Genomic DNA, 20,228 nt, shown 5'->3' with positions numbered 1-20,228 from the left:
GGGCGACCCACCCGCGCCGCGGTCACGGTCGCGCGGTGCCGGCACGACGAAGGCGCTCGCGGGCATCGCTCTCCGACAGCGAGGTGACGGGCAGCCCGGTCGCGTGCTGGAACTTGGCGTCGCAGGCCCTGGTCCACACGCCCGCCGCCCATGCGCGTTCACGTTCGTCGGCGCTGAGGTCCCGGCCACGCGCAAGGCCGTACGCGACGAGGAACCGCTGCGTGTCTTCGACGGTGGCCAGCTCGTTCGCGTCGACGGTCGAGTACAGCGCGGCGGCGAAGCCGGCCAGGACGTCTTCGCTGTCCGCGGTCACGCTGTCCCAGTCGTGGACCACCAGCAGCGCGTCTTCGCTCCAGCGGAGGTTGCCGGCAAGCCAGTCGCAGTGGCCGATCACAGCGGCGGACTCGCCGATCCGCAACCGATCGCGAGCCCGGCGCCCGGCGTCGTCGATCCACTCCGCGCCGGCCGCGGCATCGAGGTCGACCTCGGAGTCCTCCGGGCGCGGCCACAGGCCGTCCCCGGCGTGCTTCCAGTCCGCCCACGACGGTGCCGGGGCGAGCGAGGACACCTCAGCCGGACCGGGGGCCAGCCGGATCAGCCGCGCGAACGCCTCGGCGAAGGCAGCGGGCGCGCGGTCCGCGCTCGGCAGCACGGCGCCGCCAGGGACGTAGCCCTCCGCGGTGGCGACGTCACCACCGAGGGGAGCGGCGCCGGTGAGCGGCTCCGGGCAGGGATAACCGGCGTGGAACAAGTGACGCTGGACTTCGACACACGCCGCCACCCGCGGCGCGTCCGGACGAACCTTGACCACGACCTCCCGGCCGTCCGCCAGCCGCAGCCCGATGACGACGGACAAGTGCCCGGACCTGAATATTTCCTCCGTCGGCGAGCTAGCCAGATGTTCCCGGCACCAGTGCGCGAGAACGCCGGGATCGACCGCACGCGCGCGAGGTGGCATCTCGGCATCCTGACAGACGAACCACCTCGCCGTGTGCTCTTCGAGCAACCCGGCCCGACCCGCCGAGCCGGCGTAGCGGGCCGAGCCCGGCCAGGAGAGCGGGAAAATAAACATCACCATCGGGTGAATGCGGGTTGGCGTGCCCTTTTCGCCGAACAGAAGGAATGATTCCACCGAAAGTGCTCTTGGCGCACCGATCGGTGTTTTCGGATTGCCGGTCATCTCGAACTTGCCGACACTCGGGGCATGGAGAACACGGTTTCCGAACCCGAGGCAGCGCCGGAGTCCGACGTCCGGTTCCCGATCGTCCTGCGGGGTTACGACCGCCGGCAGGTGGACGAGTACGTGCGGGTCGCGGAGAAGCGGGTGGATCGGCACGAGAAGGCGCGGCGGGTCGCGGAGCGCAGGCTGGCCAAGGCTCAGGTACCCGCCCCGCGGGCGCCGGAACCGGACGGTGCCGCCGGGCTCGGCAAGCGGATCGAAAAGATCCTCCAGGTCGCGAAATCCGAGGCCGCGGAGATCAAGGAACAGGCCCGCAAGGAGAGTGAGGCACTGGTGGCGGCCGCGGAGAAAACCGTCGCCGAGGCGGAAAGCGCCGCCGCGGAGACCGACCGCGCCGCGCAGCGGGACGCCCAGCTCACCCTTTCCCGTGCGGAGGAGGAAGCCGCCGCCATCCGGGCCGCCCACCGGGCGGTGCTGGACCAGCTGGGCCGGATCGTCGACGCCGTCGAGGAACTGCGTGACCGGTTCGGCGGCGAGGCCGACGCCGACGCCGGTGGGGAGAGCCCGGCCGAACCCGGGACTGTGGACTCCGTGCCTTCCCCCGCTTGACCGGAGCCAGGCGTCAGGGGCGGTGTTCCGGCCGCCGGGACACCACCTGGCCGGCCGCGACGAGGAGCCTCCGGAGCTCGCGCCGATCCTGTTCGCCGAGCCTGGCCAGGACCCGATCCTCGGCCTCGGCCACCTCGGGGTCGAGGCGCGCGAGCAGGGTCGCGCCCGCGTGCGTCAACGTGGCGGGCAACGACCTCCCGGACGACACCGTGGCGGGCCGCGTCACCAGACCGCGATCCTGCAGCTCGCGAACCACCTTGTTCATCGCCTGGGGGGACACCTGGGCCTCGCGGGCCAGCTGGGCGTTGGACTTCGGCGACTGCGACAGCATCCGCAGGCAGAGGTACTCGGGCGCCGCCAGCTCCGCCGGCCCCAGCACAGTCGCGGCCACCTCGGCGCGCAAGGCCGCGGTGACGCGGTGCAGCAGGTAGCCGAGCGGCTCGCCCCGGACTCCTTCCATGTCAACCATGTTGACATATATCAACCGGGTTGACACTCTGGGGTGCATGACGAGCTCACCGAGCGACGCGTTGTTCGAATCCGCCTATCGAGGCCAGGCTCCCGAACTGGGGCAGGGCTCCCGGCCGCCGTGGAGCATCGGCGAACCGCAACCCGAGATCGCCGCGCTCATCGACGCGGGCGCCTTCCACGGCGACGTCCTCGACGCCGGCTGTGGTGAAGGCGCGACGGCGCTCCACCTCGCCGAGCGGGGTTTCCCGACCGTGGGTCTGGACCAGTCGCCGACCGCGATCGCGCTCGCGCGTGCCGAAGCCGCCCGCCGCGGCTTGGGCAACGCCGGCTTCGCGGTCGCCGACATCAGCACGTTCACCGGGTACGACGGCCGTTTCGGCACCGTCGTCGACAGCACCTTGTTCCACTCGATCCCGGTCGGGCTGCGCCGGGGGTACCAGGAATCGATCGTGCGCGCCGCGGCGCCCGGCGCGTCCTATTTCGTGCTGGTGTTCGACAGCGCGACCGTGCCCTCGGGCAAGGTCAACCCGGTCTCGGCGGCGGAACTGCGGGAGGTGGTGGGCGCGTACTGGACGATCGACGAGATCCGGCCGGCCCGCATCCACGCCAACGTCCCCGAGAACTTCCCGGACTTCGCGGACTTCGCCGGCCGCGATGTCCGAGACGAGGGCAACGGCCGCAAGTCGGCACCTGCCTGGCTGCTGTCGGCGCACTTGTCCTGACGGTGTCGTCGGACGGACACCGTGCCGAGCCTCAGATCTTGCGGTACCGGCTTTCGAGCAACGCGAACACGCCGAAGACGGCGATGCCGGCGGCCAGCGCCAGCAGCAGTGCCTGTCCGTAGGGCTGGAGCGCGAGCGTCTTGAGCGCGGGGTCCAGGCCGCCGGCTTTGGCGGGGTCGTAGTCGACGGCGGCGACGACGAACATCGCGCCCACGGTGCCGTAGGTGACCGCCATGGCGCACCAGCCCACCTGGCCCAGCCGCTCCGTCGACCGCCGGAGCGTCCGGGAGGCGCCGTCGAGGTCGAGGTCGTGGACGAACTTCTTCTTGATCCCGCGATAGGCGAGGAAGGCCGCGACCACGATCACGCCGCCGCCGGCCGCGATCACCGCGGCGGCTCCCCAGGGCTGGGCCAGGACCGTGGCCACCACCGATCCCGCTTTCCCGGAGCCGCCGGTCGCGATCTTGCCGGCGCTGTAGGCGACGAGGCCGTACAGGACGACCTCGACCCCGCTGGTCGCCCGCCGCACCCACCGCCGGCGTGGTGCCACGTGCCGGTGGCCGGTGATCGCTTCGGCGAGCTGCCACAGCGCGAGCAGGCCGGTGCCGGCGGCGACCAGCCAGAGCAGCCACGCTCCGCCGCCCGCGGCGACGATCTGCAACGCGCCGGCCTTGTCGGCCTTCTCGTTGTCGCCGAGGGCCACCTGCGCCGCCAGCCACGCGACGACCAGGTGCACGAAGGCGTAGCAGGTGAGGCCGATTCGGGCGAGCAGGGTGAAACCTCTGAAGTCGGGCACCCGGGGGATCCTGGTTCATTCCGGCCCGGTTGGCCAGGCCCCGGCGCGACTTCGCCGGTGCGGCTCTGCCGGAGGCTGCTTTGGCGCACCGCGAAAAACGAGTTCGTCCGCGGAACCGGCGTCGCTACCCTGACGCACATGCCGGCCTACCGCGTCCTCGTCCGGGGCAAGTTCGACCGGCCGGCCGGGGCCGTCCGCGAGAAGCTCCTGGCCAACGCGAACGATGGTGCTCTCGCCGACTTGTCGTTCGGCGAAACGGGAACGCTGACCTACAGCCGGCACCTGGGCGGGTTCAGCTTCCGCGTCCGGATCGACGTCGCCGCGGGCGAAGGCGCCGAGCGGCGGGCGCACGAGGACGCCGAACTGCGGGCGACGGACCTGCTGGAGCGCGAAGGGTATCCCTACCGCGACCTCACGGTCAGCTCGACCTGCATGGACGACGTCCGGACCACGCGCCGCTGAGCGGTCCGCCGGTCAAGCAGGCGTTCTCATCCGGACGGCCGGACGGTCGGGACGATCTCGGCCCATACCGTTTTCCCGGCCGGCCGCTGGTCCTGCCCCCAGGCGATGGTGCAGTGCTCGACCAGCGCGAGTCCCCGCCCGCCGGTTTCCGAAGGCGGGCGCGGGCACGCCGGATCGTGGCACGAGTCGTCGACTTCGATGCGCAGCCAGCCCGCCCGGCGCAGCAACCGCACCTGCCGGGGCGGGGTCCCGTGCCGGAGCGCGTTCGACACGAGCTCGTCCAGCACCATGATCGTGTCGGCCAGGTCCGCTTCGGACAGATCGCTCAGCGCGGAGCGGGCCCATCGGCGAACCCAGGACAGTTCGGCCAGATCGTCCTCGACGTCCAGCACCCGGGTTTCGACCTGCTCGCCGGTCACCGGCGCGTATTCGGTCGGCATCGGACCCCGCTTTCCTCGTCGGTCTTCGGCCGGGTACCCGTGATCGGTGCGGTGACACCACGAACGTTGTGGTGTGATCGGGACGTGAGCCGTGCCGGGGAGGAGACCAACCGCCGCCTGCTGCGGGCCCGCGACACCATGGACCGCGACTACGCCAAGCCGCTGGACGTGGCCGCGCTGGCGCGGGTCGCCCACGTCTCGGTGCCGCACTTCAGCCGGACCTTCCGGGCCACCTTCGGCGAGACCCCGCACCGCTACCTGCAACGCCGCCGGGTGGAGCGGGCCATGTTCCTGCTGCGCTCGGGCGACCGGAGCGTCACCGACATCTGCCTGGAGGTCGGCTTCACCAGCCTCGGGACGTTCAGCCGGACCTTCCGGGACATCGTCGGCGAGTCGCCGACGGCCTACCGGGGGCGCGGTCCGCTGGCGGACGTGCCGACCTGCTTCGCCATGGCGTGGATGCGGCCGCGGAGCTGATCGTTTCGGATAAGCGTCCCGGCGCTCTGCTGCACTACCGTCGCCGCCATGCTCAACGCAATCACGATCTCTCAGATCTTCGTGCTCGACCAGGACGAGGCGCTCGACTTCTACGTCGGCAAGCTCGGCCTGGAAGTCCACACCGACGCCGACCTGGGCTTCATGCGGTGGCTGACGATCAACGTGCCCGGCCGGCCGGACCGGGAGATCCTCCTGGAGAAGCCCGGCCCGCCCCGGATGGACGAGGCCACCGCGAACCAGGTCCGCGACCTGCTGACGAAGGGCGCGATGGGTGGCTCGCTGTTCTTCACCAGCGACGACTGCCGCAAGACCTACGAAACGCTGCTGGCCAAGGGCGTCGAATTCACCGACGAGCCGACCGAGCGCCCGTACGGGATCGACTGCGGCCTGCGCGACCCGTTCGGCAACAGCATCCGGTTCAGCCAGCCGCTGTCCGGCTCCTGACTCCTCAGCGCAGCCAGCGCACCGCCGCGTCGGCGCAGTCCTCGGGGCTGCTGTTGAACGCGATGGCCGCGTCGGGCGCGTGCCGGCGGACGAGGTTGACCACTCGCTCGAAGAGCTCGAGCAGGGGCTCGTGGGTGCGGATGCCGCCACCGATCACGACGCAGTCGTAGGTGTGGCCGGTCAACGCCTCCGCGACGGCCTGTTCGGGACGCTCGTCGGGGGAGACCAGGCAGTAGTCGGCCGCGATGCCGTGATCGTCGAACCGGGCCCGGCCGCGGGCGATCGCGGCCTGGACCGGTTCGGGGTCCCAGCCTGCCAGCTTGGCGGGGTCGAGACCGATGACCAGCACTCGTGTCATCGCCGAGACGATACGCGGACCGGTTGCCGGGCAACGCCTTTTCCGGCGACCATGGGGCCATGTCCGCCGGCATCCCCCCGCTGGCCGGGGAAGACCACGCCTGCGCCGAGTGCGGGCTGTCCTATCCCGCGCTCACGCTCGACGCCGCCCGGGCGATCATCGGGTCGCTGCCCGGCGCGGTGGACGCCGTGGCCGGGCCCGCGTCGCGGGAGGACCTCCGGCGCCGGCCCGCGCCCGGCCGGTGGTCGGCGTTGGAGTACCTCGTCCACCTGCGCGATGTCTGCGTCACGTACACGATCCGGGTGCACCGCGCCCGCACCGAGGACCGGCCCGTGCTCGAGCCGATGCTCAACGACCTGCGCGCACGACGTTTCCGCTACAACGACCGGTCGTTCGACGGAGTGCGAGACGAACTCGCGGCCTGCGCCGCCGGGCTCGGCGACGAGATCGCGCGGCTGGAACCGGCGGACTGCGAACGCGTCGTGACCCGCCTGCCGGGCGAGCACCGCACGGCCCGGTGGCTGGTCCGCCAGGCGGCCCACGAGGTCAGGCACCACCTCGAAGACATCAGGCGCTGCCTGGCCGCTTGCTAGCCTGACCCTCGAGCCGGTGCAACGCGGCGCCGAGGAAGGCGTCCCGCCGGTGCCCGAGAAGGCCGGCGTCGAGGTCCCGTCGGCCCCGGTCGTGGAGTGCCGGAACGCAGAACGCCATGTCGGCCAGGGTGCCGGACGCCGCGACGACGTCCCAGTAGGCGACCTGATCCGCCCGTCGGCCGGTTGCCCGCTGCCAGCCTTCCAGCACCAGCTCGGCGGCGGCCGGCCCGAACATCAGGGCGGCGTCGAAGCGCGCCGCGCCGAGGTCGATCCCCGGCGGTCCGGCACCGGCGCAGTCCCAGTCGACCAGGCCGGTGCAGTGGTCGCCGGACCACAGGGTGTTCCCGAACCACAGGTCGCCGTGCACGAAGACCGTCGGGCTTTCGGGCACGGGCAGCCGGTCCAGGAGTTCCTCCGCGGCCGCCAGTAGGGCGGTGGTGCCCTTTTCCCGGCGTTGGGCGGCGAAGTCGACATCCGCTATCGAGCGGGTCCGCGGCGGCAGCGCGGGCCCGGGCGCCAGCGGGACCGACTGCAGCGCGGCCGCGACGGCCCCCAAGCCCCGCAGCCGTTCGGTGGAGGCGACCGCCGGGATCCGGCTGTGTCCGGGCAGGACCGTGGTCAGCACCGCGAGCGCACCCGCCGCGGCACCGTCGAGATCCGTGGCGACGAGCCGGGCGGCGGGCAGCCGATGGTCACCGGCGACTCGCAGGGCCGCCACCTCGGTGGCGAACCGCCGGCAGTGGTCGGGATCGGTGGGGTCGCCGAGCCGCAGCACGGCCGCTTCGACCCGGCCGGCGGGTTCGAACCGCAGCAACCACGGATTGGCGTCCTCGCGCAAGCCGGTCACGGCGGCCACGCGGACGTCGCCTCCCGCCGCGCCGGTCACCCAGCGCAGGACCCGCTCGGACAGCTCTGGCACCGCAATCACCCCTGTCGCGCCGGGAAACCGAGGAGCCACGATGCCACGAGTTCTGTCGGCGACGGCGCAAGCCGGGCCGCGCGCCCGCGGTTCACGTCCGCGCTTCGGCTTCGGCGAAGAACGCCAGCACCCGTTCGTTGACCGCGTCGGCGGCTTCGCCGGCGATGGCGTGGGTCGCTTCGGGCCAGACCTCGACGCGCGCGTCCGGCAGCAGGGCGCGTGCGCGAGCGCTCGCCTTGACGGCGTCGTGGATCACGCTGCGGCCGGCGATCAGCGCGAGGACGGGGAGCCCGATCGACCGGAGCTGCTCGTCGGTCAGCAGGTCCGGGGTGGGCAACGCGATCCGGTAGGCGCGGATGCCCGCCTCGATGACCGCGGCGACCGGGTCGTCCGGGGCGACCTGCGCGCCGCCGGAGATCCACCGGATGAAGGCCGGGCGGCCCCAGTGGCCGATGCCGGGGATGAGCGCGAGGGTCGTGCGGAAGAGCAGGGAAACCGGGAGCTCGCCGAAGGTGCGGACCGGGTCGATCAGGGTCAGCGACGCCAGGCGCTGCCCCGAGCGTGCGGCGTGGTTGGCGGCGAGCCAGCCGCCGAACGAGTATCCGACGAGGTGCACGGTTTCCGCGCCGAGCGCGTCGAGGACCTCGGTGAGCCACGCGGCCTGGCCGGCGCTGTCCCGGATCGGGGCGGTTTGGGTGCTCCGGCCCGGCTCGCCGATCAGGTCGAGCGCGTACACGGGGCCGCGGCGCGCCCACGCCGGGAGGTTCGGTGCCCACATGACGGCGCTGCCGGCCCGGCCCGGCAGCAGCACCGCGGGGATCGCCGGCCCCGAGCCGAACCGGTAGACCCGCGCGGTCCCGAAGGACGTCTCGACGTCGTGCTGGGCGGCCGGTGCCGGCAGCGCGGCCAGCCCGCGTTCGTACACCGCGTCGTACTCCCGTTCGGCGTGCCCGGAGGTGAACCCGCTCAGCTTCATCGTGCCCCCTTGTTTTGCGATACGATCGGATTGTAAAGAAGCGGCAGGCCGGTTCGCAAGCCGACCGTATTGGAAAAGGGACCCGTGCCGAAGGTCGTCGATCACGAGGAACGCCGGCGGCGGATCGCGGCGACACTGCGCCGCATCGCCGCCGACGAGGGTCTCGAAGCGGTCAGCCTGGGCCAGGTCGCGGCGGCCGCGGGCATCTCGAAGGGACAGGTGCAGCACTACTTCCCGAACAAGAACGCGATGCTGCGCTACGCGGTCCGGACACTGCGCGATCAGGTCGAGCGCCAGGTGGCGACGGAGGCCGCGGACGCGCCACCGGACCTGCGGACGGTCCTGGTGGCGCTGCTGCCCCTCGACGACGAGAGCCGGACGGAAGCGCTGGCGGCCAACGCGTTCGTCTGGCGCGCGTTCAAGGACGACGAGATCGCCGCGTGGTTCCGAGCCGGGTACGACCAGCTGCGCGAGGCACTCGCCGCCCTGGTGACGGCCGAGCACGGCCTGACCGGCGTCGACGCCGCCCGCGAAGCGGATCTGCTCCTGGCGCTGACAGCCGGTCTGGCCGACGCGGTCCTGCTCGGGCACCGGACCGGGGCCGAGGCCGTCGAGCTGATCGACCTCCAGCTGCGGCGGCTCACCGGTGGCTTGACTTCAAGCACTTGAAGTTCCGCATGCTGGTCCCGTGGCGACAGGAATCGCGCGCAAGCAGGTCTGGCCGACCATCCTCGAGGCGTCCCGGCGCGCCTGAAGGCGCGGCTCTGGGACGCCCGCGACCGCGGCGACACCCATCGTGCGGCTGCTGGCCGACGGGCACCGGGTCCGCGCCACCGTACGTTCGGTTGTCGTCGTACAAGCAAACAGTCCTTTGTGGATCGTCAGAATCGTGATCTCGACCGGGAAGCGGAGGTCCGGGCCGCCGCCGAGAGCGACCCGGCCATGCGGGAAGCGGCCGCCCGCCTCGGGCGCGTGCGGGTCATCCGCACGGAAAAGGCGCGGAGGGTGCTCGGTTGGCGTACTCGCCCGGTCGGGGAGACCGTGGCCGACACCGCCCGCGGCCTCCTGGCCGGTTGAACGGACTTGTGGTGCGAACGCCCCACAGTGCGGTGCTCGCACCCGCTCTACCGTGCTGGACAGTGAATCGCAGACCGGCTGCGGGTCTCACCTTCCCCGTTTCGAAAGGTGTTCCTGTCATGCGCGTTCGTCTTCTGCTGCCCCTGCTCGCCCTGCTCTCGGTGGTGGCCGCTCCGGCTTCCGCGGCCGCCGATCCCGATCCCGTGACGGCGATGTCGGTCACCGATGCCTGCTACACCTGGGGACGCACGCTGGCGCAAGGCGCGTCCGGCGACGACGTCCGGCAATTGCAGATCCGGGTCGCGGGTTACCCGGGGTACGGCGGTGTCCTGGCCATCGACGGCCAGTTCGGGCCGGGGACGAAGGCGGCGGTCACCCGGTTCCAGCAGGCCTACGGCCTCGGCGCGGACGGCATCGCCGGGCCCGCGACGTTCGGCAGGATCTACCAGCTGCAGGACGACGACTGCACGCCGGTCAACTTCAGCTACGCCGAGCTGAACAGGTGCAACGCGGACTGGTCGGGCGGCAACGTCCCGCCGGCGACCGCAAAGGCCAACGCTCTGGTGTCGATGTGGAAACTGCAGGCGATGCGGCACGCGATGGGCGACCGCCCGATCGTGGTGAACGGCGGTTTCCGCAGCGTGGCGTGCAACAACGCGGTCGGCGGAGCAGCGGCCAGCCGGCACCTTTACGGGGACGCGGTCGACCTGGGAGCAGGCGCGCAGGGGTTCTGCGGATTGGCGCTGCAGGCCCGCAACCACGGGTTCAGCGAGATCCTCGGACCGGGCTACCCGGGCCACAGCGACCACACCCACGTGGCGCACCGCTCGACCCGCTTCTGGTCGGCGTCCTCCTGCGGAATCTGACGGTCTGGCCGGGGCCACACCGCGGTTCGCACGAGCAAATAGCTCCGTGTCGTTTCGGCCGGTCCGGCCTTACCTTCGGGCGGTGGCGAACGAACTGACCATTCCGCTCCTGCCCTGTCCTTCCATCGACGAGATCGCGTCGTTCTACGAGATGCTCGGCTTCGAGATCACCTATCGGCAGACGCGGCCGAACCCGCACGTCGCCGTGCGACGCGAAGACCTCAACCTGCACTTCTTCGGCATGGACGACTACGACCCGGCGCAGTCGTACAGCACGTGCCTGGTCATCGTGGCGGACACCGGCGAGCTGTTCGAAGCCTTCGCGGCGGGGATGCGGTCCGTGCACGGAAAACTGCTCGTCTCCGGCATCCCGCGCATGACCCGGCCGCGGCTGCGCAACGACCGGTACACCGGGTTCACCGTCGTCGATCCGGGTGGCAACTGGATCCGGATCAACCAGGCCGCCCAGGAACCCGAGCCGCGGACCAGGCTCGCCAAAGCCATGGAGAACGCCGCGCGGCAGGCGGACGCGCGCGGCGACGAACGCCAGGGCCTGAAGATCCTGGAAGGCGCGTTGAAGCGGGCGACCGGCGACGAACCGGAGTTCCAGGCGGCGCGGGAGTACCGCGACGAGCTCCTCGACCGGATCGAGGGGGCCGAGCCGCGTCCTGGCGCTTGAGCGCGGCTTCGGCAGCTCGCCAGGTGGGTGCACAGGACCTCGTGCTTACAGCTCGCGTCGGTGTTCGACGAGCCAGGCGGCGACCTCGTGCAGTTTCGTGTTGGTCCGCTGGGAGTACTCGACGAGCAGCCGGAACGCCTCGACGGGCCTGAGGTCGTGGCGTTGCATGAGGATGCCCTTCGCCATGCCGATGGTGTCGCGGTTCTCGACGGCCGTGTGCAGCTGAGCTTCGGTTTGCGCGCCGACGAGCGCGATGGCCGCGTGGGTGGCGAAGAGGGCGCCGTCGGCCTCGGTCCGGTCGCTGAACGCGTCCCGTGCGCGGGAGTACAGGTTCAGGGCGCCGAGGGTGGTGTCGGTGACGAACAGGCGGTAGGACAGCACCGAGCGGATCCCGGTGCGGGCTGTTTCGGGGGAGAAGACCGGCCAGCGGTCCTCTTCGGTGAGGTCTCCGGTCCGGTACACGTGGTGTTCGGCGATGGCGTCCAGGGCGGGGCCTTGGTTCGTGCGGTGCTGGATTTCGTCGATGGTGGCGACGAGGTGGTCGGTGGGGGCGACGGTGCGGACGCCGCCGCCTTTCGCGATCAGGGCGATCCCGGCGTATTCGGCGCCGGCGACGTGGTCCACGGCGGCTTTGACGATCGCGGCGAGGGTGGTGTCGACGTCGGGCTCAGCCTGCAAAGTCCGAGCGATTTCGCTGAGCACGATGCTCAGATCCGGCGAACCGTATCCCTCGTCAGTCATACCGTTCCCTCCCGTGCTGACCTGCGTATCAGCGTATCGGGACCGGTCGTTTCGCGGGCGCGTGGGCCGCCGCCCCCGGTTTCCGCGAATAGCGGATCCAATCCACTTTTTCCCTGAAATCACTCTGCCGAGGTATTGTGTTCGACAATTTCGGGACCGTTGTTCTTTGGATTGTTGACCGTTGTGCGGCGCAGCCGGTCACTCCAGCCGCGCGGCCCGGGTCAGGAGATGGCGTTTCTCGGGTTCGCTGGTGGTGCGCCGGGCCGCCTCCCGGTAGCCGACCCGGGCCGCGTCGTGGTCGCCGGCCATCTCCAGCAGATGAGCCCGTACGGACATGAAGTGATGGGACGCCGAGATGCGCTCGTCGGCCGAGAGGGCGTCCAGCAGGGCCAGCCCGGCCGCCGGTCCGTGGACCTCGGCGACCGCCACCGCCCGGTTGAGCGTCACCGTCGGATTGGGTGCCACGCGCTCGAGAACCGTGTAGAGCGCCAGGATCTGCCGCCAGTCGGTGGCTTCGGCGGTGGGTGACTCGTCGTGGACGGCGGCGATGGCCGCTTGCAACTGGTACGGCCCGACCGGGCCCTTCGGCAGCGTGTCGGTCACCAGGGTCACGCCCTCGGCGATCGCTTCGGTGTCCCAGAGCGTCCGGTCCTGCTCGCTCAACGGCACCAACGACCCGTCCGTCGCCGTGCGGGCTCCGCGGCGGGCGTCGGTCAGCAACAGCAGCGCCAGCAGCCCGGCCACCTCGCCGTCGTCCCGGACCAGCCGGTGCAGCTCGCGGGCCAGCCGGATGGCCTCGGCCGTCAGCTCGGCCCGCACCAGCCGCGTCCCCGACGTGGCCGTGTAGCCCTCGTTGAAGACCAGGTAGATCACCTGGAGCACGACGCCGAGCCGCGCCGCCTGCTCGGCCGGCGGTGGCAGTTCGAAGCCGGCGCCCGCTGCCTTGATGCGGTGCTTCGCCCGGCTGATGCGCTGCGCCATCGTCGCCTCGGGCACGAGGAACGCCCGGGCGATTTCGGCGGTCGACAGGCCGCCGACGGCCCGCAGGGTCAGCGCGATCTGCGACGGGGCCGTCAGCACCGGGTGGCAGCACAGGAACAGCAGCGTGAGGGTGTCGTCACCGGCCTGGACCTCGGCACCGGCGGGAGGAGCGCGGAGGGCGTCCGCCTCCTCCCGCCGGCGACGGGCGGCGTCGCTGCGCACCTGGTCGGCGAGGCGCCGCGACGCCACCGTCACCAGCCACGCCCGGGGGTTCTCCGGCCACCCCCGCACCGGCCACTGGGCCGCTGCCTCCGCCAGCGCCTCCTGGACGGCGTCCTCGCAGGCGTCGAACTGGCCGTACCTCCGCACCAGCGCCCCGAGGACCTCCGGAACCAGCCGCCGGACGGCCTGCCAGCCCGTCACGGCGCGACGTCGGCCTCGTCCATCAGCGGCCGGACCTCGACACCCCAGTACCGCGCCGACGGCGCGCGGGCCGCGATCTCCAGGGCCCGCTCCAGGCTGTCGCAGTCGATGATCGAGAAGCTGCCCAGGAACTCCTTGGCCTCGGCGTAGGGGCCGTCGGTGATCACCGGGGTCCCGTCGGTGACCCGGACCATCTTGGTGTTCACCTCGTCGGCGACGCCGTAGGCGCCGATCAGCTCGCCGGACTCGGACAGCTCCTGGTTGAGGGCGTCGGTCTCGCGGATGATTTCGGCGAGGGTCTCCGCTCCCACCGAGGTGAAGGCTTCCTCGTTGCCGTAGATCAGCAGCATGTACTTCACGGGTCGGTCCTCTCTCACTGCCGGGCCGCGGTGACCAGGTCGCCGCCGGCGCCGCGGTCGTCCAGCACCAGCTTCGACCGCCCGCCGACGGTGTAGCGGAGGTGGGTGACCCCGGGCGCCTCGACGACCCGGACCGGGACGAGCTCGATGCCGTCGTCCGCGCCGAGCCCGAGGCCCGCGTCGAACAGGCGCTGGCCGTCGCCCAGCAGCACCGGGCTGACGTGCAGCTCGAGCTGGTCGAGCAGCCCGGCGGCCAGCACCTGGCGCAGCAGTTCCCCGCCGCCCGCCACCGCCACATCCTTGTCCCCGGCGGCGGCCCGGGCCAGCTCGACCGCCCGTTCGGGTCCGTCGGTGACGAAGGTGAAGGAGGTGCCGCCCCGGCGTTCGAGGACCTCCCGGGGCCGGTGGGTGACGACGAACACCGGGGCCCGGAACGGCGGTTCGTCGCCCCAGGGGACCTCGCCGGCGTCGAACATGCGCCGGCCCATGACGTAGGCCCCGGCCGCCGCGAACGTCTCCGCGACGATCTCGGAGTCGACCGACTGCTCGCCGCCGGCGAAGCCCTGCCGCTCGCGCCAGGCCATGGCGTCGACGGCCCAGCGGGTGACCCGGAAGAACCCGGGCGCTTCGGGGCCGCGCAGCCAGCCACTGAGGTCGTGGGGGTGTCGTGCGTCCCGCGGTCCGGTGTAGAAGCCGTCGAGGGACACCGACATCTGGGCGGTCACCTTGGTCATCGTTCGTGCTCCACTCGTGCTGGCGGCCCTCTTGGCCGCCGATGCCCCTCAGTCGGAGCCGGCCGTCCGTTCTCGACACCGCCGGCGAGGAATTTCCTCGACGCTCACCCCGGTCAGGACGCACTCCTCGTCAGCCCACCGTCGACGTAGGTCGTCGTGCCCGTCACGTACGCCGCCCGTGGCGAAGCCAGGAACGCGGCGACGTCGGCGAACTCCCGGACGGTTCCCCAGCGCCGCACCGGGATCTCCTCGGCGAGCCCGGGCGGCACGCCGTCCGGGAACACGGCGTCCCGGCGCGAGGTGGCGATCCGGCCCGGGGCCAGGGTGTTGACGGTGATGCCGTCCGGTCCCAGCTCGTCGGCCAGGGTTTTCAGGTACCCGTGGATCCCGGGACGGACCGCGTTCGACGCCGCCATGCCCGGCGTGGGCTCCCGGACCCCGGTCGTCGTGATCGCCAGGATCCGCCCGGCGGAACTGCGGCGCAGGTGCCCGACACCGGCCTGGACCAGCCGGACGAGCGGGAGCAGCACCACCTCGGCGGCCTCGGCGACGTGCTCGGCCGTGAGGTCCAGTGCGCTGCTCGGGGGTGGCCCGCCGCTGTTCCACAGCAGGATGTCCAACCCCCCGAACCGCCGCACCGTTTCCGCGACGATCCGCGCGGGTTCATCCGGCCGGCTCAGGTCGGCGGGCACCGCGTGCGCGCCGATCCTGGCGGCGTGGCCGGCCAGCACGTCGGCGCGCCGGGCGGTCATGACGACGTCGGCGCCCTCGTCCGCCAGTACTTCCGCGATGCCCAGGCCCAGTCCGGACGACGAGCCGCTGACCAGGGCGATCTTGCCCTTCAGCTCCAGATCCATGCGGGCGAAGGTATCTTCGGAAGATCGGTATCTTCAACGAAACCCGAAGGGACCAGGCGATGGGTGCCGCGCACGACCTGCCGGCCGCCCGGTGCCCGAGCTGGGCGGCGCTCAACCTGGTCGGCGCGCGCTGGGTGCCGACCGTGCTCAACGCCCTGGACGCCGGCCCGATGCGGTTCACCGAGCTCAAGAAGGCCGTCGAAGGGGTGACGGCCAAGGCGCTGACGGAGACGCTGCGGACCCTGGAGTGCGACGGGATCGTCGACCGCGCCGAGACGCCCGCGGCGACGCCGCCGAGGGTGGAGTACTCGCTCACCCCGCTGGGGCGTTCGCTGTTCGAGGTGCTCACCCCGGTGCGGGAGTGGGCCGAGCAGCACGCCGGCGCCATCGCCGCGGCCCGCCGGCGGTACCGGCCGGACGCGGCGGCGGCCCGCTGATCGGTTCGCCAGTGTCGGGCGATCCCGGCGTCCGGAGAATTTCTCCGCCGCAACCGCAACAGACCGCGGGGGCAGCGGCATCTTACGGGTGTGCAGTTCGAAGAGTTCTCGCGCGAGCAGCTGCCCGGACTGGTGCGGTTCGCCGCCGTGCTGACCGGGGATCGGGAACTGGCCCAGGATGTCGTGCAGGACGCGCTCGTGCGGGCGCACCAGGGGTGGCGGCAGGTGGTCGCGGCCGATCGGCCTGACCTCTACCTGCGGAAGATGGTCGTCAACGGCTATCTCGGCTGGCGCCGCCGGTGGTACCAGCGGTCCGTGCACCCCACCTCGGACGTGGGCCGGTTCCGGGAGCCGACCGCGCCCGATCCGGCGCGGCGGATCGCCGACGCCGACCAGCTCAGCGGGCTGCTCGCGCGGCTCAGCCGGGCCCAGCGGGCGTCCATCGTGCTGCGGTTCTACGAGGACCGCGACGACGACGACATCGCCGCCGTGCTCGGCTGCGCGCCCGGGACCGTGCGCAGCCACATCTCGCGCGGCCTGAGCTCGCTGCGCGTCGGGATCGAAGAAGGCAAGGAGAGCGTGTGATGACCGACCTCGACGAGCTGCGCCGCGTGCTGCGCGCCCAGGAGTCGCTGGCCCCCGACCCCGGTGCCGTGCTCGCCGGCGCCACCCGCCGGATCCGGCGGCGACGGGTGACCAGCGTCGCCGCGGTGACGCTCGCCGTGGCCGCCCTCGGCGCGGGTGCCGTCGGGCTGCTGAACCGGGGTGCCCCCGCGGCGGTGCCGCCCGCCACGCTCGCGAGCCCGGCGTCGTCCGCCGCGGCGAGCGAGGCGCCGGACGCCGCGAAGGTGCCGCCGGCCGCGCCGGCGATCAGCCTCGAGGACAAGTCGTGGACACTGCTGGTCTGGTCCGTCCGCCCGCACTCCGCCAGCCTCCACTACGGGCAGGACAGCCGGTACGGGTTGGACATCGACGTCCAGGACGGCACCGCCCCCGGGAGCGTGCTGCCCGCCAAACCCACGTCCGCCGGTCAGCTTTCGAACCCGAAGACGGTCATCTGGCAGGACGGCCCGCAGCGGTGGATCCGGGTGCGGACCACGAAACCGGTGACGGCCGCGGAAATGGTCGGCCTCCTGGCGAAGATCGGCACGAAACCGCCGGTGCTCGCGTCCCCGCTGAAGTCGCTGCAGGTCCCCGCCGGGCAGAAGGTCGCGGCCTTCAGCAGCGAGCCCGAGACCAACACCCTGGTGCTCTGCCCCGACCTCGAGGCGGACATGGCGCCGCTCGACCCCGGGTGCTTCTCCCTGTTCGTCTTCGTGACCGGCACCGGTGAATCGACCGGCGAGGTCGATCCGAAGGACCCGCTGCCCGCGCACCAGAGCCGGCACCTCGGGGGGTACACCCTCGAACTGAACAGCTCGTACCCCAACAAGGCGGCCGGGCTGGCCCTGCTGGATTCCGTGCGGCTCAACCGATAAGCGCGGGCGTCGCCCGGCCGAGGGGGTTCCGATGCGTGTTTCCGTGCTCGTCGTCCTGGTCTGCCTCGTCTTCGGTGCGCTCACCGCGGCGGTCTGCCTTCGTCCCGCGAAGGCGCCCGCCGCGGCGGGACGGCCGGTGTCGTACGTACCGCCGCCGCCGGCCACGATCGTGCCCGTGCCGGCGGAAGCCGAGGTGACCGTCGACGTCCGCGGCGAGTGGTCGTGGTCGTTGCGGGACCTCGGCTCCGGCGCCGTCGTCGGCGACGGAACCCTGCGCAACACGACCGAGTCCATGATCAAGGTCTGGCTCGCCGTGGACTTCCTCGCCTCGCGGGACTCGCGCGTCACGGCCGAGGACGAGGCCCGGGTGACCCGGATGATCCGCGGCAGCGACGACCGCGCCGCGCAGACGCTGTACCTGCGCCTCGGCGGGGACGCCTCGATCGCACGGATGATCCGGACCTGCGAGCTGCGGGAGACGGCGATCCACCCGGGCTGGTGGTCCAAGACCACGATGTCCGCGGCCGACGCGACCGCGCTCGGCCGGTGCGTCGCCCGCGGCCCGGGTGTGAGCCCGCGGTGGCGGGACAAGCTGCTCGGCCTGATGCGGTCGGTCGACGCGAGCGACGCGTTCGGCATCCCGGAGGCGCCGGCCTTCGCGGGCCTGCGCCCGGCGGTCAAGAACGGCTGGACCCGGCACGGCACCTGGTGGGCGGTGAACTGCCTGGCGCTCTGGGACCGCTGGGTGCTCGCGGTCATGGTGCACTACCCGGAGCAAGGAGACGGGCACCGGTACGGCGCCGGGGTGTGCGGGAACGTCGCCCAGCAGCTGTTCGGCCGCGCGGACCCCGGTACGCGCCGAATCGGCGGGTGATCCACGGAACATCCGCGGCCACCCGCGAGTTGACGTCTGGCATGAGCCCACTCGTGGACCGCACGATCACCGCCCTGCGCGCCGAGCACGACGTGCTCGCCGCCCTCGTCCGCACCCTCACCGACGAGCAGCTGGCCGCCCGCAGCGGCGCCTCGGAATGGACCGTCGCCCAGGCCCTGTCCCACCTCGGCAGCGGCGCGGAGATCGGCCGCGCACCGATCGCCCGGGCCGCGGGGGAGACCGTCGAGGCCGAAGACAACCAGACGATCTGGGCCCGCTGGGACGGTTCCACGCCGCGCGCGCAGGCCGAAGGCTTCCTGGAGCACAACGCCCGTTGGCTGGACCTGGTCGAGGCGCTCACGCCCGAGCAGCGGACGTCGCTGACCGTCGACCTCGGCTTCCTGCCGGAGCCGGTTCCGCTGGTGACCGCCGTGGGCATGCGGCTCAGCGAGGTCGCCAACCACTCGTGGGACGTGCGGGTGGCGTTCGACCCGGCGGCCGGGGTGGACGCCGGCTCGGCCGAGGTGCTCGTCGACCTCCTGACCGGGCCGATCGGGTTCATGGTGGGCTTCCTCGCGAAGCCGGCCGAGCTCGCGCAGCCGGCGTCGGTCGCGGTGCCCGGTGGCGGCCTGGTGATCGACGACGCCGTGACCGTCGTGGACCACCTCGAGTCGCCGTCCGCGACGTTCACCGGCTCGGCCGAGGCGTTCGTCCGGCTGCTCAGCGGCCGGCTCAAGGCGCCGTACGACAGTGGGGTCACGGTCGAGGGGAACATCACGCTCGACGACCTGCGGCGGGTGTTCCCGGGCTTCTGAGGATCAGCACGTCCCGCCCGGCCTCGTGCCGGGCGGGGCGAATTCCAGGCGCAGCGCGTCCGAGCGGGGGACGACGAACGACACGCCGTTCGACGCCCGCCAGCCCGCGGTGACGAACACGTACTGCCCGCCGGACTGGAGCAGCAGCTTCAACCCCGTGTACCGGTACTTGTACGCGGCTTCCGGCTGTCCACAAGCGACTTGCCGGACACCGTCCGCTTCGAGGCTGAGGCTGCGCTCGCTGTAGACGGTCACGGCGGGCATCGCGGAAATCCGCGCCGCGGTGGTGAACGCCTCCCGGACGCCGACCTGGGCCGAGTAGTCGGAGACCGCCCAGAACAGCCCGAACGCCACGAGCAGGTACGTGGTGATCCATTCGGCGACGAGGAACGCCGGGGCGTGCGTGCCGGGCACCAGCCGGCGCCAGCCGACCACCGCGAGGACCACGCCGGCCGCGAACGCGAGCCCCGGCACCCCGGCGTAGAAGTCGAACAGGTCCCCGCCGAGTACCTCGGGCACGGTGACACCGACGAGGGCCAGGCCCGTGACCGCCGCGATCGGGGGACCGAACCGGGCCAGCCTGGCCCGGATCCGGTCCGGCAGCAGGAACCGCGCGAGCCGGACGACGGCGAACAGGACGAGCCCGATCCCCGCCGCGGCGCCGATCGGCAGGTGCAGCCCGAAGGCGCCGCGCGCGAGGATCTCTTCCGCGGTCTGGTCCAGCACGGTGTAGTGCACCCGGAAGTAGCCGAAGAACTGCTGCGTGTAGACGAGTCCGAAGAAGTACAGCAACGCGCTGAACAGCGCGAGGTTCGCCGCCACCGACGCGATGACCTTGAGCGCCTGCGAAGCCCCGGCCTTCGTGCGGGCGGCACCGTCGTCGGGTTCGGGCCGCCGCAGGCCGGTGCGGCGGACACTGCGACCGGGCACCGGGACCTACGGTGTTTCCGAAGGCGTGTCCGACGTGCTTTCCTCCGGCGGAACCGGCTCCCGGGTGTCCGGGCACGGTGCGGTGTGGACGGTGATGACCCCGCCGCGCCCGACCTCCAGGGGCGGGGTGAGCAACACGGCGCACGCGGTTTCACTGCCGTCGATCCGGACGGTGATCCCGCACCGCGGTCGCGGGCACCCCAGGCCCTGGGTGTCTTCGTCCAGTTTCCCCTCGATGGAATCCCGGACGTCCTTGGCCAGGCGGTCGCGCGACCCGACCTGCGTGCTGTCGTACTTGATCGGGCTGCCCACCGCACCGGGCGGGTCCGAACTCTTCGGCGGATCCGATTCCGGTTGCCCGGAAGGCTCCGCCGAGGGCCCGGACGTCGCCGAACCCGATTCACCGGATGTCGCCGCCGGGTTTTCGGGCGCGGACGTCCCGCCGCACCCCGCCACCAGAATCGCGGCCGCTGCCGCCGCGCTCCAGAACACCTTCATCGGAGTCGCCC

The 20,228-nt window shown here is 72.1% G+C and carries 29 protein-coding genes; 15 read left to right on the top strand and 14 right to left on the bottom strand.

Annotated features, from left to right (window positions below):
• Nucleotides 1–22: 22 nt before the first annotated feature.
• On the bottom strand, nt 23–1,180 hold the full coding sequence (locus ABFJ78_RS45985) for a hypothetical protein (RefSeq protein WP_436393762.1): 1,158 nt from the start codon (nt 1,178–1,180) through the stop codon (nt 23–25).
• Nucleotides 1,181–1,204: 24 nt separating this feature from the next.
• Here ABFJ78_RS45985 and ABFJ78_RS45980 point away from each other — a divergent pair, with 24 nt between their 5' ends.
• On the top strand, nt 1,205–1,789 hold the full coding sequence (locus tag ABFJ78_RS45980; protein WP_436393761.1) for a DivIVA domain-containing protein: 585 nt from the start codon (nt 1,205–1,207) through the stop codon (nt 1,787–1,789).
• A 13-nt stretch (nt 1,790–1,802) separates the two neighbouring features.
• Here ABFJ78_RS45980 and ABFJ78_RS45975 read toward each other — a convergent pair whose 3' ends face one another.
• Complete coding sequence (locus ABFJ78_RS45975; protein WP_436393760.1) at nt 1,803–2,249, bottom strand: MarR family winged helix-turn-helix transcriptional regulator; 447 nt, start codon at nt 2,247–2,249, stop codon at nt 1,803–1,805.
• 46 nt (nt 2,250–2,295) lie between these two features.
• Here ABFJ78_RS45975 and ABFJ78_RS45970 point away from each other — a divergent pair, with 46 nt between their 5' ends.
• Nucleotides 2,296–2,982, top strand: a complete 687-nt coding sequence (locus ABFJ78_RS45970; RefSeq protein WP_436393759.1) for a class I SAM-dependent methyltransferase — start codon at nt 2,296–2,298, stop codon at nt 2,980–2,982.
• Between the two features lie 31 nt (nt 2,983–3,013).
• Here ABFJ78_RS45970 and ABFJ78_RS45965 read toward each other — a convergent pair whose 3' ends face one another.
• Complete coding sequence (locus tag ABFJ78_RS45965) at nt 3,014–3,778, bottom strand: DUF1206 domain-containing protein (RefSeq protein WP_436393758.1); 765 nt, start codon at nt 3,776–3,778, stop codon at nt 3,014–3,016.
• A 138-nt stretch (nt 3,779–3,916) separates the two neighbouring features.
• Here ABFJ78_RS45965 and ABFJ78_RS45960 point away from each other — a divergent pair, with 138 nt between their 5' ends.
• Nucleotides 3,917–4,240, top strand: a complete 324-nt coding sequence (locus tag ABFJ78_RS45960; RefSeq protein WP_436393757.1) for a DUF6204 family protein — start codon at nt 3,917–3,919, stop codon at nt 4,238–4,240.
• Nucleotides 4,241–4,266: 26 nt separating this feature from the next.
• Here the strand turns inward: ABFJ78_RS45960 and ABFJ78_RS45955 are convergent, their stop codons facing one another.
• Nucleotides 4,267–4,680 (bottom strand): ATP-binding protein, encoded by a 414-nt coding sequence (locus tag ABFJ78_RS45955; protein WP_436393756.1) that lies wholly within the window; start codon nt 4,678–4,680, stop codon nt 4,267–4,269.
• Nucleotides 4,681–4,818: 138 nt separating this feature from the next.
• Between ABFJ78_RS45955 and ABFJ78_RS45950 the strand changes: the two genes are divergently transcribed.
• The gene (locus ABFJ78_RS45950) at nt 4,819–5,157 is read left to right on the top strand and encodes a helix-turn-helix domain-containing protein (RefSeq protein WP_436393801.1); all 339 of its coding nucleotides are present in this window, start codon (nt 4,819–4,821) and stop codon (nt 5,155–5,157) included.
• A gap of 48 nt (nt 5,158–5,205) precedes the next feature.
• Complete coding sequence (locus ABFJ78_RS45945) at nt 5,206–5,622, top strand: VOC family protein (RefSeq protein WP_436393755.1); 417 nt, start codon at nt 5,206–5,208, stop codon at nt 5,620–5,622.
• Between the two features lie 4 nt (nt 5,623–5,626).
• On the opposite strand, the gene ABFJ78_RS45940 is transcribed toward ABFJ78_RS45945, so the two are convergent.
• The gene (locus ABFJ78_RS45940) at nt 5,627–5,980 is read right to left on the bottom strand and encodes a hypothetical protein (protein ID WP_436393754.1); all 354 of its coding nucleotides are present in this window, start codon (nt 5,978–5,980) and stop codon (nt 5,627–5,629) included.
• A gap of 59 nt (nt 5,981–6,039) precedes the next feature.
• On the opposite strand from ABFJ78_RS45940, the gene ABFJ78_RS45935 reads away from it, so the two are divergent.
• Nucleotides 6,040–6,573 (top strand): DinB family protein, encoded by a 534-nt coding sequence (locus tag ABFJ78_RS45935; RefSeq protein ID WP_436393753.1) that lies wholly within the window; start codon nt 6,040–6,042, stop codon nt 6,571–6,573.
• Here the strand turns inward: ABFJ78_RS45935 and ABFJ78_RS45930 are convergent.
• Nucleotides 6,548–7,492 (bottom strand): aminoglycoside phosphotransferase family protein, encoded by a 945-nt coding sequence (locus tag ABFJ78_RS45930; RefSeq protein WP_436393752.1) that lies wholly within the window; start codon nt 7,490–7,492, stop codon nt 6,548–6,550. The two genes, ABFJ78_RS45935 and ABFJ78_RS45930, sit on opposite strands and share 26 nt — an antisense overlap.
• Before the next feature lie 91 nt (nt 7,493–7,583).
• Nucleotides 7,584–8,468, bottom strand: coding sequence for an alpha/beta fold hydrolase (locus ABFJ78_RS45925; protein WP_436393751.1), 885 nt, complete (start codon nt 8,466–8,468; stop codon nt 7,584–7,586).
• Between the two features lie 84 nt (nt 8,469–8,552).
• Here ABFJ78_RS45925 and ABFJ78_RS45920 point away from each other — a divergent pair, with 84 nt between their 5' ends.
• The 4 genes from ABFJ78_RS45920 (at nt 8,553) to ABFJ78_RS45905 (ending at nt 11,090) form a co-directional block, all read left to right on the top strand.
• Nucleotides 8,553–9,137, top strand: coding sequence for a TetR/AcrR family transcriptional regulator (locus tag ABFJ78_RS45920; protein ID WP_436393750.1), 585 nt, complete (start codon nt 8,553–8,555; stop codon nt 9,135–9,137).
• 204 nt (nt 9,138–9,341) lie between these two features.
• A complete protein-coding gene (locus tag ABFJ78_RS45915; protein ID WP_436393749.1) occupies nt 9,342–9,545 on the top strand; it encodes a hypothetical protein in 204 nt (67 codons plus the stop codon).
• Nucleotides 9,546–9,664: 119 nt separating this feature from the next.
• Nucleotides 9,665–10,411, top strand: coding sequence for a D-Ala-D-Ala carboxypeptidase family metallohydrolase (locus ABFJ78_RS45910; protein WP_436393748.1), 747 nt, complete (start codon nt 9,665–9,667; stop codon nt 10,409–10,411).
• A gap of 82 nt (nt 10,412–10,493) precedes the next feature.
• Nucleotides 10,494–11,090, top strand: a complete 597-nt coding sequence (locus ABFJ78_RS45905) for a hypothetical protein (RefSeq protein ID WP_436393747.1) — start codon at nt 10,494–10,496, stop codon at nt 11,088–11,090.
• A gap of 45 nt (nt 11,091–11,135) precedes the next feature.
• Here ABFJ78_RS45905 and ABFJ78_RS45900 read toward each other — a convergent pair whose 3' ends face one another.
• The 5 genes from ABFJ78_RS45900 to ABFJ78_RS45880 form a co-directional block, all read right to left on the bottom strand.
• Nucleotides 11,136–11,831 (bottom strand): GAF and ANTAR domain-containing protein, encoded by a 696-nt coding sequence (locus ABFJ78_RS45900; protein WP_436393746.1) that lies wholly within the window; start codon nt 11,829–11,831, stop codon nt 11,136–11,138.
• 198 nt (nt 11,832–12,029) lie between these two features.
• Nucleotides 12,030–13,235, bottom strand: a complete 1,206-nt coding sequence (locus tag ABFJ78_RS45895; protein WP_436393745.1) for an RNA polymerase sigma factor — start codon at nt 13,233–13,235, stop codon at nt 12,030–12,032.
• Nucleotides 13,232–13,585, bottom strand: a complete 354-nt coding sequence (locus ABFJ78_RS45890) for a YciI family protein (RefSeq protein ID WP_436393800.1) — start codon at nt 13,583–13,585, stop codon at nt 13,232–13,234. Before ABFJ78_RS45890 ends, ABFJ78_RS45895 begins: the two co-directional genes overlap by 4 nt.
• A 23-nt stretch (nt 13,586–13,608) precedes the next feature.
• The gene (locus ABFJ78_RS45885; RefSeq protein WP_436393744.1) at nt 13,609–14,328 is read right to left on the bottom strand and encodes a dihydrofolate reductase family protein; all 720 of its coding nucleotides are present in this window, start codon (nt 14,326–14,328) and stop codon (nt 13,609–13,611) included.
• A 113-nt stretch (nt 14,329–14,441) separates the two neighbouring features.
• Nucleotides 14,442–15,185: an SDR family oxidoreductase gene (locus ABFJ78_RS45880; RefSeq protein WP_436393743.1), complete on the bottom strand. Its 744-nt coding sequence runs from the start codon at nt 15,183–15,185 to the stop codon at nt 14,442–14,444.
• A gap of 59 nt (nt 15,186–15,244) precedes the next feature.
• Between ABFJ78_RS45880 and ABFJ78_RS45875 the strand changes: the two genes are divergently transcribed.
• From ABFJ78_RS45875 to ABFJ78_RS45855, 5 genes are all read left to right on the top strand, one after another.
• On the top strand, nt 15,245–15,622 hold the full coding sequence (locus ABFJ78_RS45875) for a winged helix-turn-helix transcriptional regulator (protein ID WP_436393742.1): 378 nt from the start codon (nt 15,245–15,247) through the stop codon (nt 15,620–15,622).
• Between the two features lie 90 nt (nt 15,623–15,712).
• Nucleotides 15,713–16,207, top strand: coding sequence for a SigE family RNA polymerase sigma factor (locus tag ABFJ78_RS45870; protein WP_436393741.1), 495 nt, complete (start codon nt 15,713–15,715; stop codon nt 16,205–16,207).
• Nucleotides 16,207–17,100, top strand: a complete 894-nt coding sequence (locus tag ABFJ78_RS45865; RefSeq protein WP_436393740.1) for a hypothetical protein — start codon at nt 16,207–16,209, stop codon at nt 17,098–17,100. Before ABFJ78_RS45870 ends, ABFJ78_RS45865 begins: the two co-directional genes overlap by 1 nt.
• A 31-nt stretch (nt 17,101–17,131) precedes the next feature.
• Nucleotides 17,132–17,974: a serine hydrolase gene (locus ABFJ78_RS45860; protein ID WP_436393739.1), complete on the top strand. Its 843-nt coding sequence runs from the start codon at nt 17,132–17,134 to the stop codon at nt 17,972–17,974.
• A 41-nt stretch (nt 17,975–18,015) separates the two neighbouring features.
• Nucleotides 18,016–18,789 carry a maleylpyruvate isomerase family mycothiol-dependent enzyme gene (locus ABFJ78_RS45855; protein WP_436393738.1) on the top strand — a complete coding sequence of 258 codons (774 nt, stop codon included), beginning with the start codon at nt 18,016–18,018 and terminating at the stop codon, nt 18,787–18,789.
• Between the two features lie 3 nt (nt 18,790–18,792).
• On the opposite strand, the gene ABFJ78_RS45850 is transcribed toward ABFJ78_RS45855, so the two are convergent.
• Nucleotides 18,793–19,719: a hypothetical protein gene (locus ABFJ78_RS45850; protein ID WP_436393737.1), complete on the bottom strand. Its 927-nt coding sequence runs from the start codon at nt 19,717–19,719 to the stop codon at nt 18,793–18,795.
• A 6-nt stretch (nt 19,720–19,725) separates the two neighbouring features.
• Nucleotides 19,726–20,217: a hypothetical protein gene (locus ABFJ78_RS45845; RefSeq protein WP_436393736.1), complete on the bottom strand. Its 492-nt coding sequence runs from the start codon at nt 20,215–20,217 to the stop codon at nt 19,726–19,728.
• Nucleotides 20,218–20,228 lie beyond the last annotated feature (11 nt).

This window comes from Amycolatopsis sp. MEPSY49, from assembly GCF_051337345.1.
In the GTDB taxonomy this organism is placed as follows: Bacteria; Actinomycetota; Actinomycetes; order Mycobacteriales; family Pseudonocardiaceae; genus Amycolatopsis.
This window is presented reverse-complemented; position numbering and strand designations above follow the sequence as displayed.

What these genes read in the sequence shown, in the direction of transcription:
- ABFJ78_RS45985 (WP_436393762.1), bottom strand. Translation starts at nt 1,180, where the DNA reads ATGACCGGCAATCCGAAAACACCGATCGGTGCGCCAAGAGCACTTTCG.
- ABFJ78_RS45845 (WP_436393736.1), bottom strand. Translation starts at nt 20,217, where the DNA reads ATGAAGGTGTTCTGGAGCGCGGCGGCAGCGGCCGCGATTCTGGTGGCG.
- ABFJ78_RS45890 (WP_436393800.1), bottom strand. Translation starts at nt 13,585, where the DNA reads ATGCTGCTGATCTACGGCAACGAGGAAGCCTTCACCTCGGTGGGAGCG.
- ABFJ78_RS45855 (WP_436393738.1), top strand. Translation starts at nt 18,016, where the DNA reads ATGAGCCCACTCGTGGACCGCACGATCACCGCCCTGCGCGCCGAGCAC.
- ABFJ78_RS45935 (WP_436393753.1), top strand. Translation starts at nt 6,040, where the DNA reads ATGTCCGCCGGCATCCCCCCGCTGGCCGGGGAAGACCACGCCTGCGCC.
- ABFJ78_RS45900 (WP_436393746.1), bottom strand. Translation starts at nt 11,831, where the DNA reads ATGACTGACGAGGGATACGGTTCGCCGGATCTGAGCATCGTGCTCAGC.
- ABFJ78_RS45980 (WP_436393761.1), top strand. Translation starts at nt 1,205, where the DNA reads ATGGAGAACACGGTTTCCGAACCCGAGGCAGCGCCGGAGTCCGACGTC.
- ABFJ78_RS45970 (WP_436393759.1), top strand. Translation starts at nt 2,296, where the DNA reads ATGACGAGCTCACCGAGCGACGCGTTGTTCGAATCCGCCTATCGAGGC.
- ABFJ78_RS45880 (WP_436393743.1), bottom strand. Translation starts at nt 15,185, where the DNA reads ATGGATCTGGAGCTGAAGGGCAAGATCGCCCTGGTCAGCGGCTCGTCG.
- ABFJ78_RS45975 (WP_436393760.1), bottom strand. Translation starts at nt 2,249, where the DNA reads ATGGAAGGAGTCCGGGGCGAGCCGCTCGGCTACCTGCTGCACCGCGTC.
- ABFJ78_RS45955 (WP_436393756.1), bottom strand. Translation starts at nt 4,680, where the DNA reads ATGCCGACCGAATACGCGCCGGTGACCGGCGAGCAGGTCGAAACCCGG.
- ABFJ78_RS45925 (WP_436393751.1), bottom strand. Translation starts at nt 8,468, where the DNA reads ATGAAGCTGAGCGGGTTCACCTCCGGGCACGCCGAACGGGAGTACGAC.
- ABFJ78_RS45860 (WP_436393739.1), top strand. Translation starts at nt 17,132, where the DNA reads ATGCGTGTTTCCGTGCTCGTCGTCCTGGTCTGCCTCGTCTTCGGTGCG.
- ABFJ78_RS45875 (WP_436393742.1), top strand. Translation starts at nt 15,245, where the DNA reads ATGGGTGCCGCGCACGACCTGCCGGCCGCCCGGTGCCCGAGCTGGGCG.
- ABFJ78_RS45950 (WP_436393801.1), top strand. Translation starts at nt 4,819, where the DNA reads ATGGACCGCGACTACGCCAAGCCGCTGGACGTGGCCGCGCTGGCGCGG.
- ABFJ78_RS45960 (WP_436393757.1), top strand. Translation starts at nt 3,917, where the DNA reads ATGCCGGCCTACCGCGTCCTCGTCCGGGGCAAGTTCGACCGGCCGGCC.
- ABFJ78_RS45865 (WP_436393740.1), top strand. Translation starts at nt 16,207, where the DNA reads ATGACCGACCTCGACGAGCTGCGCCGCGTGCTGCGCGCCCAGGAGTCG.
- ABFJ78_RS45910 (WP_436393748.1), top strand. Translation starts at nt 9,665, where the DNA reads ATGCGCGTTCGTCTTCTGCTGCCCCTGCTCGCCCTGCTCTCGGTGGTG.
- ABFJ78_RS45945 (WP_436393755.1), top strand. Translation starts at nt 5,206, where the DNA reads ATGCTCAACGCAATCACGATCTCTCAGATCTTCGTGCTCGACCAGGAC.
- ABFJ78_RS45885 (WP_436393744.1), bottom strand. Translation starts at nt 14,328, where the DNA reads ATGACCAAGGTGACCGCCCAGATGTCGGTGTCCCTCGACGGCTTCTAC.
- ABFJ78_RS45940 (WP_436393754.1), bottom strand. Translation starts at nt 5,980, where the DNA reads ATGACACGAGTGCTGGTCATCGGTCTCGACCCCGCCAAGCTGGCAGGC.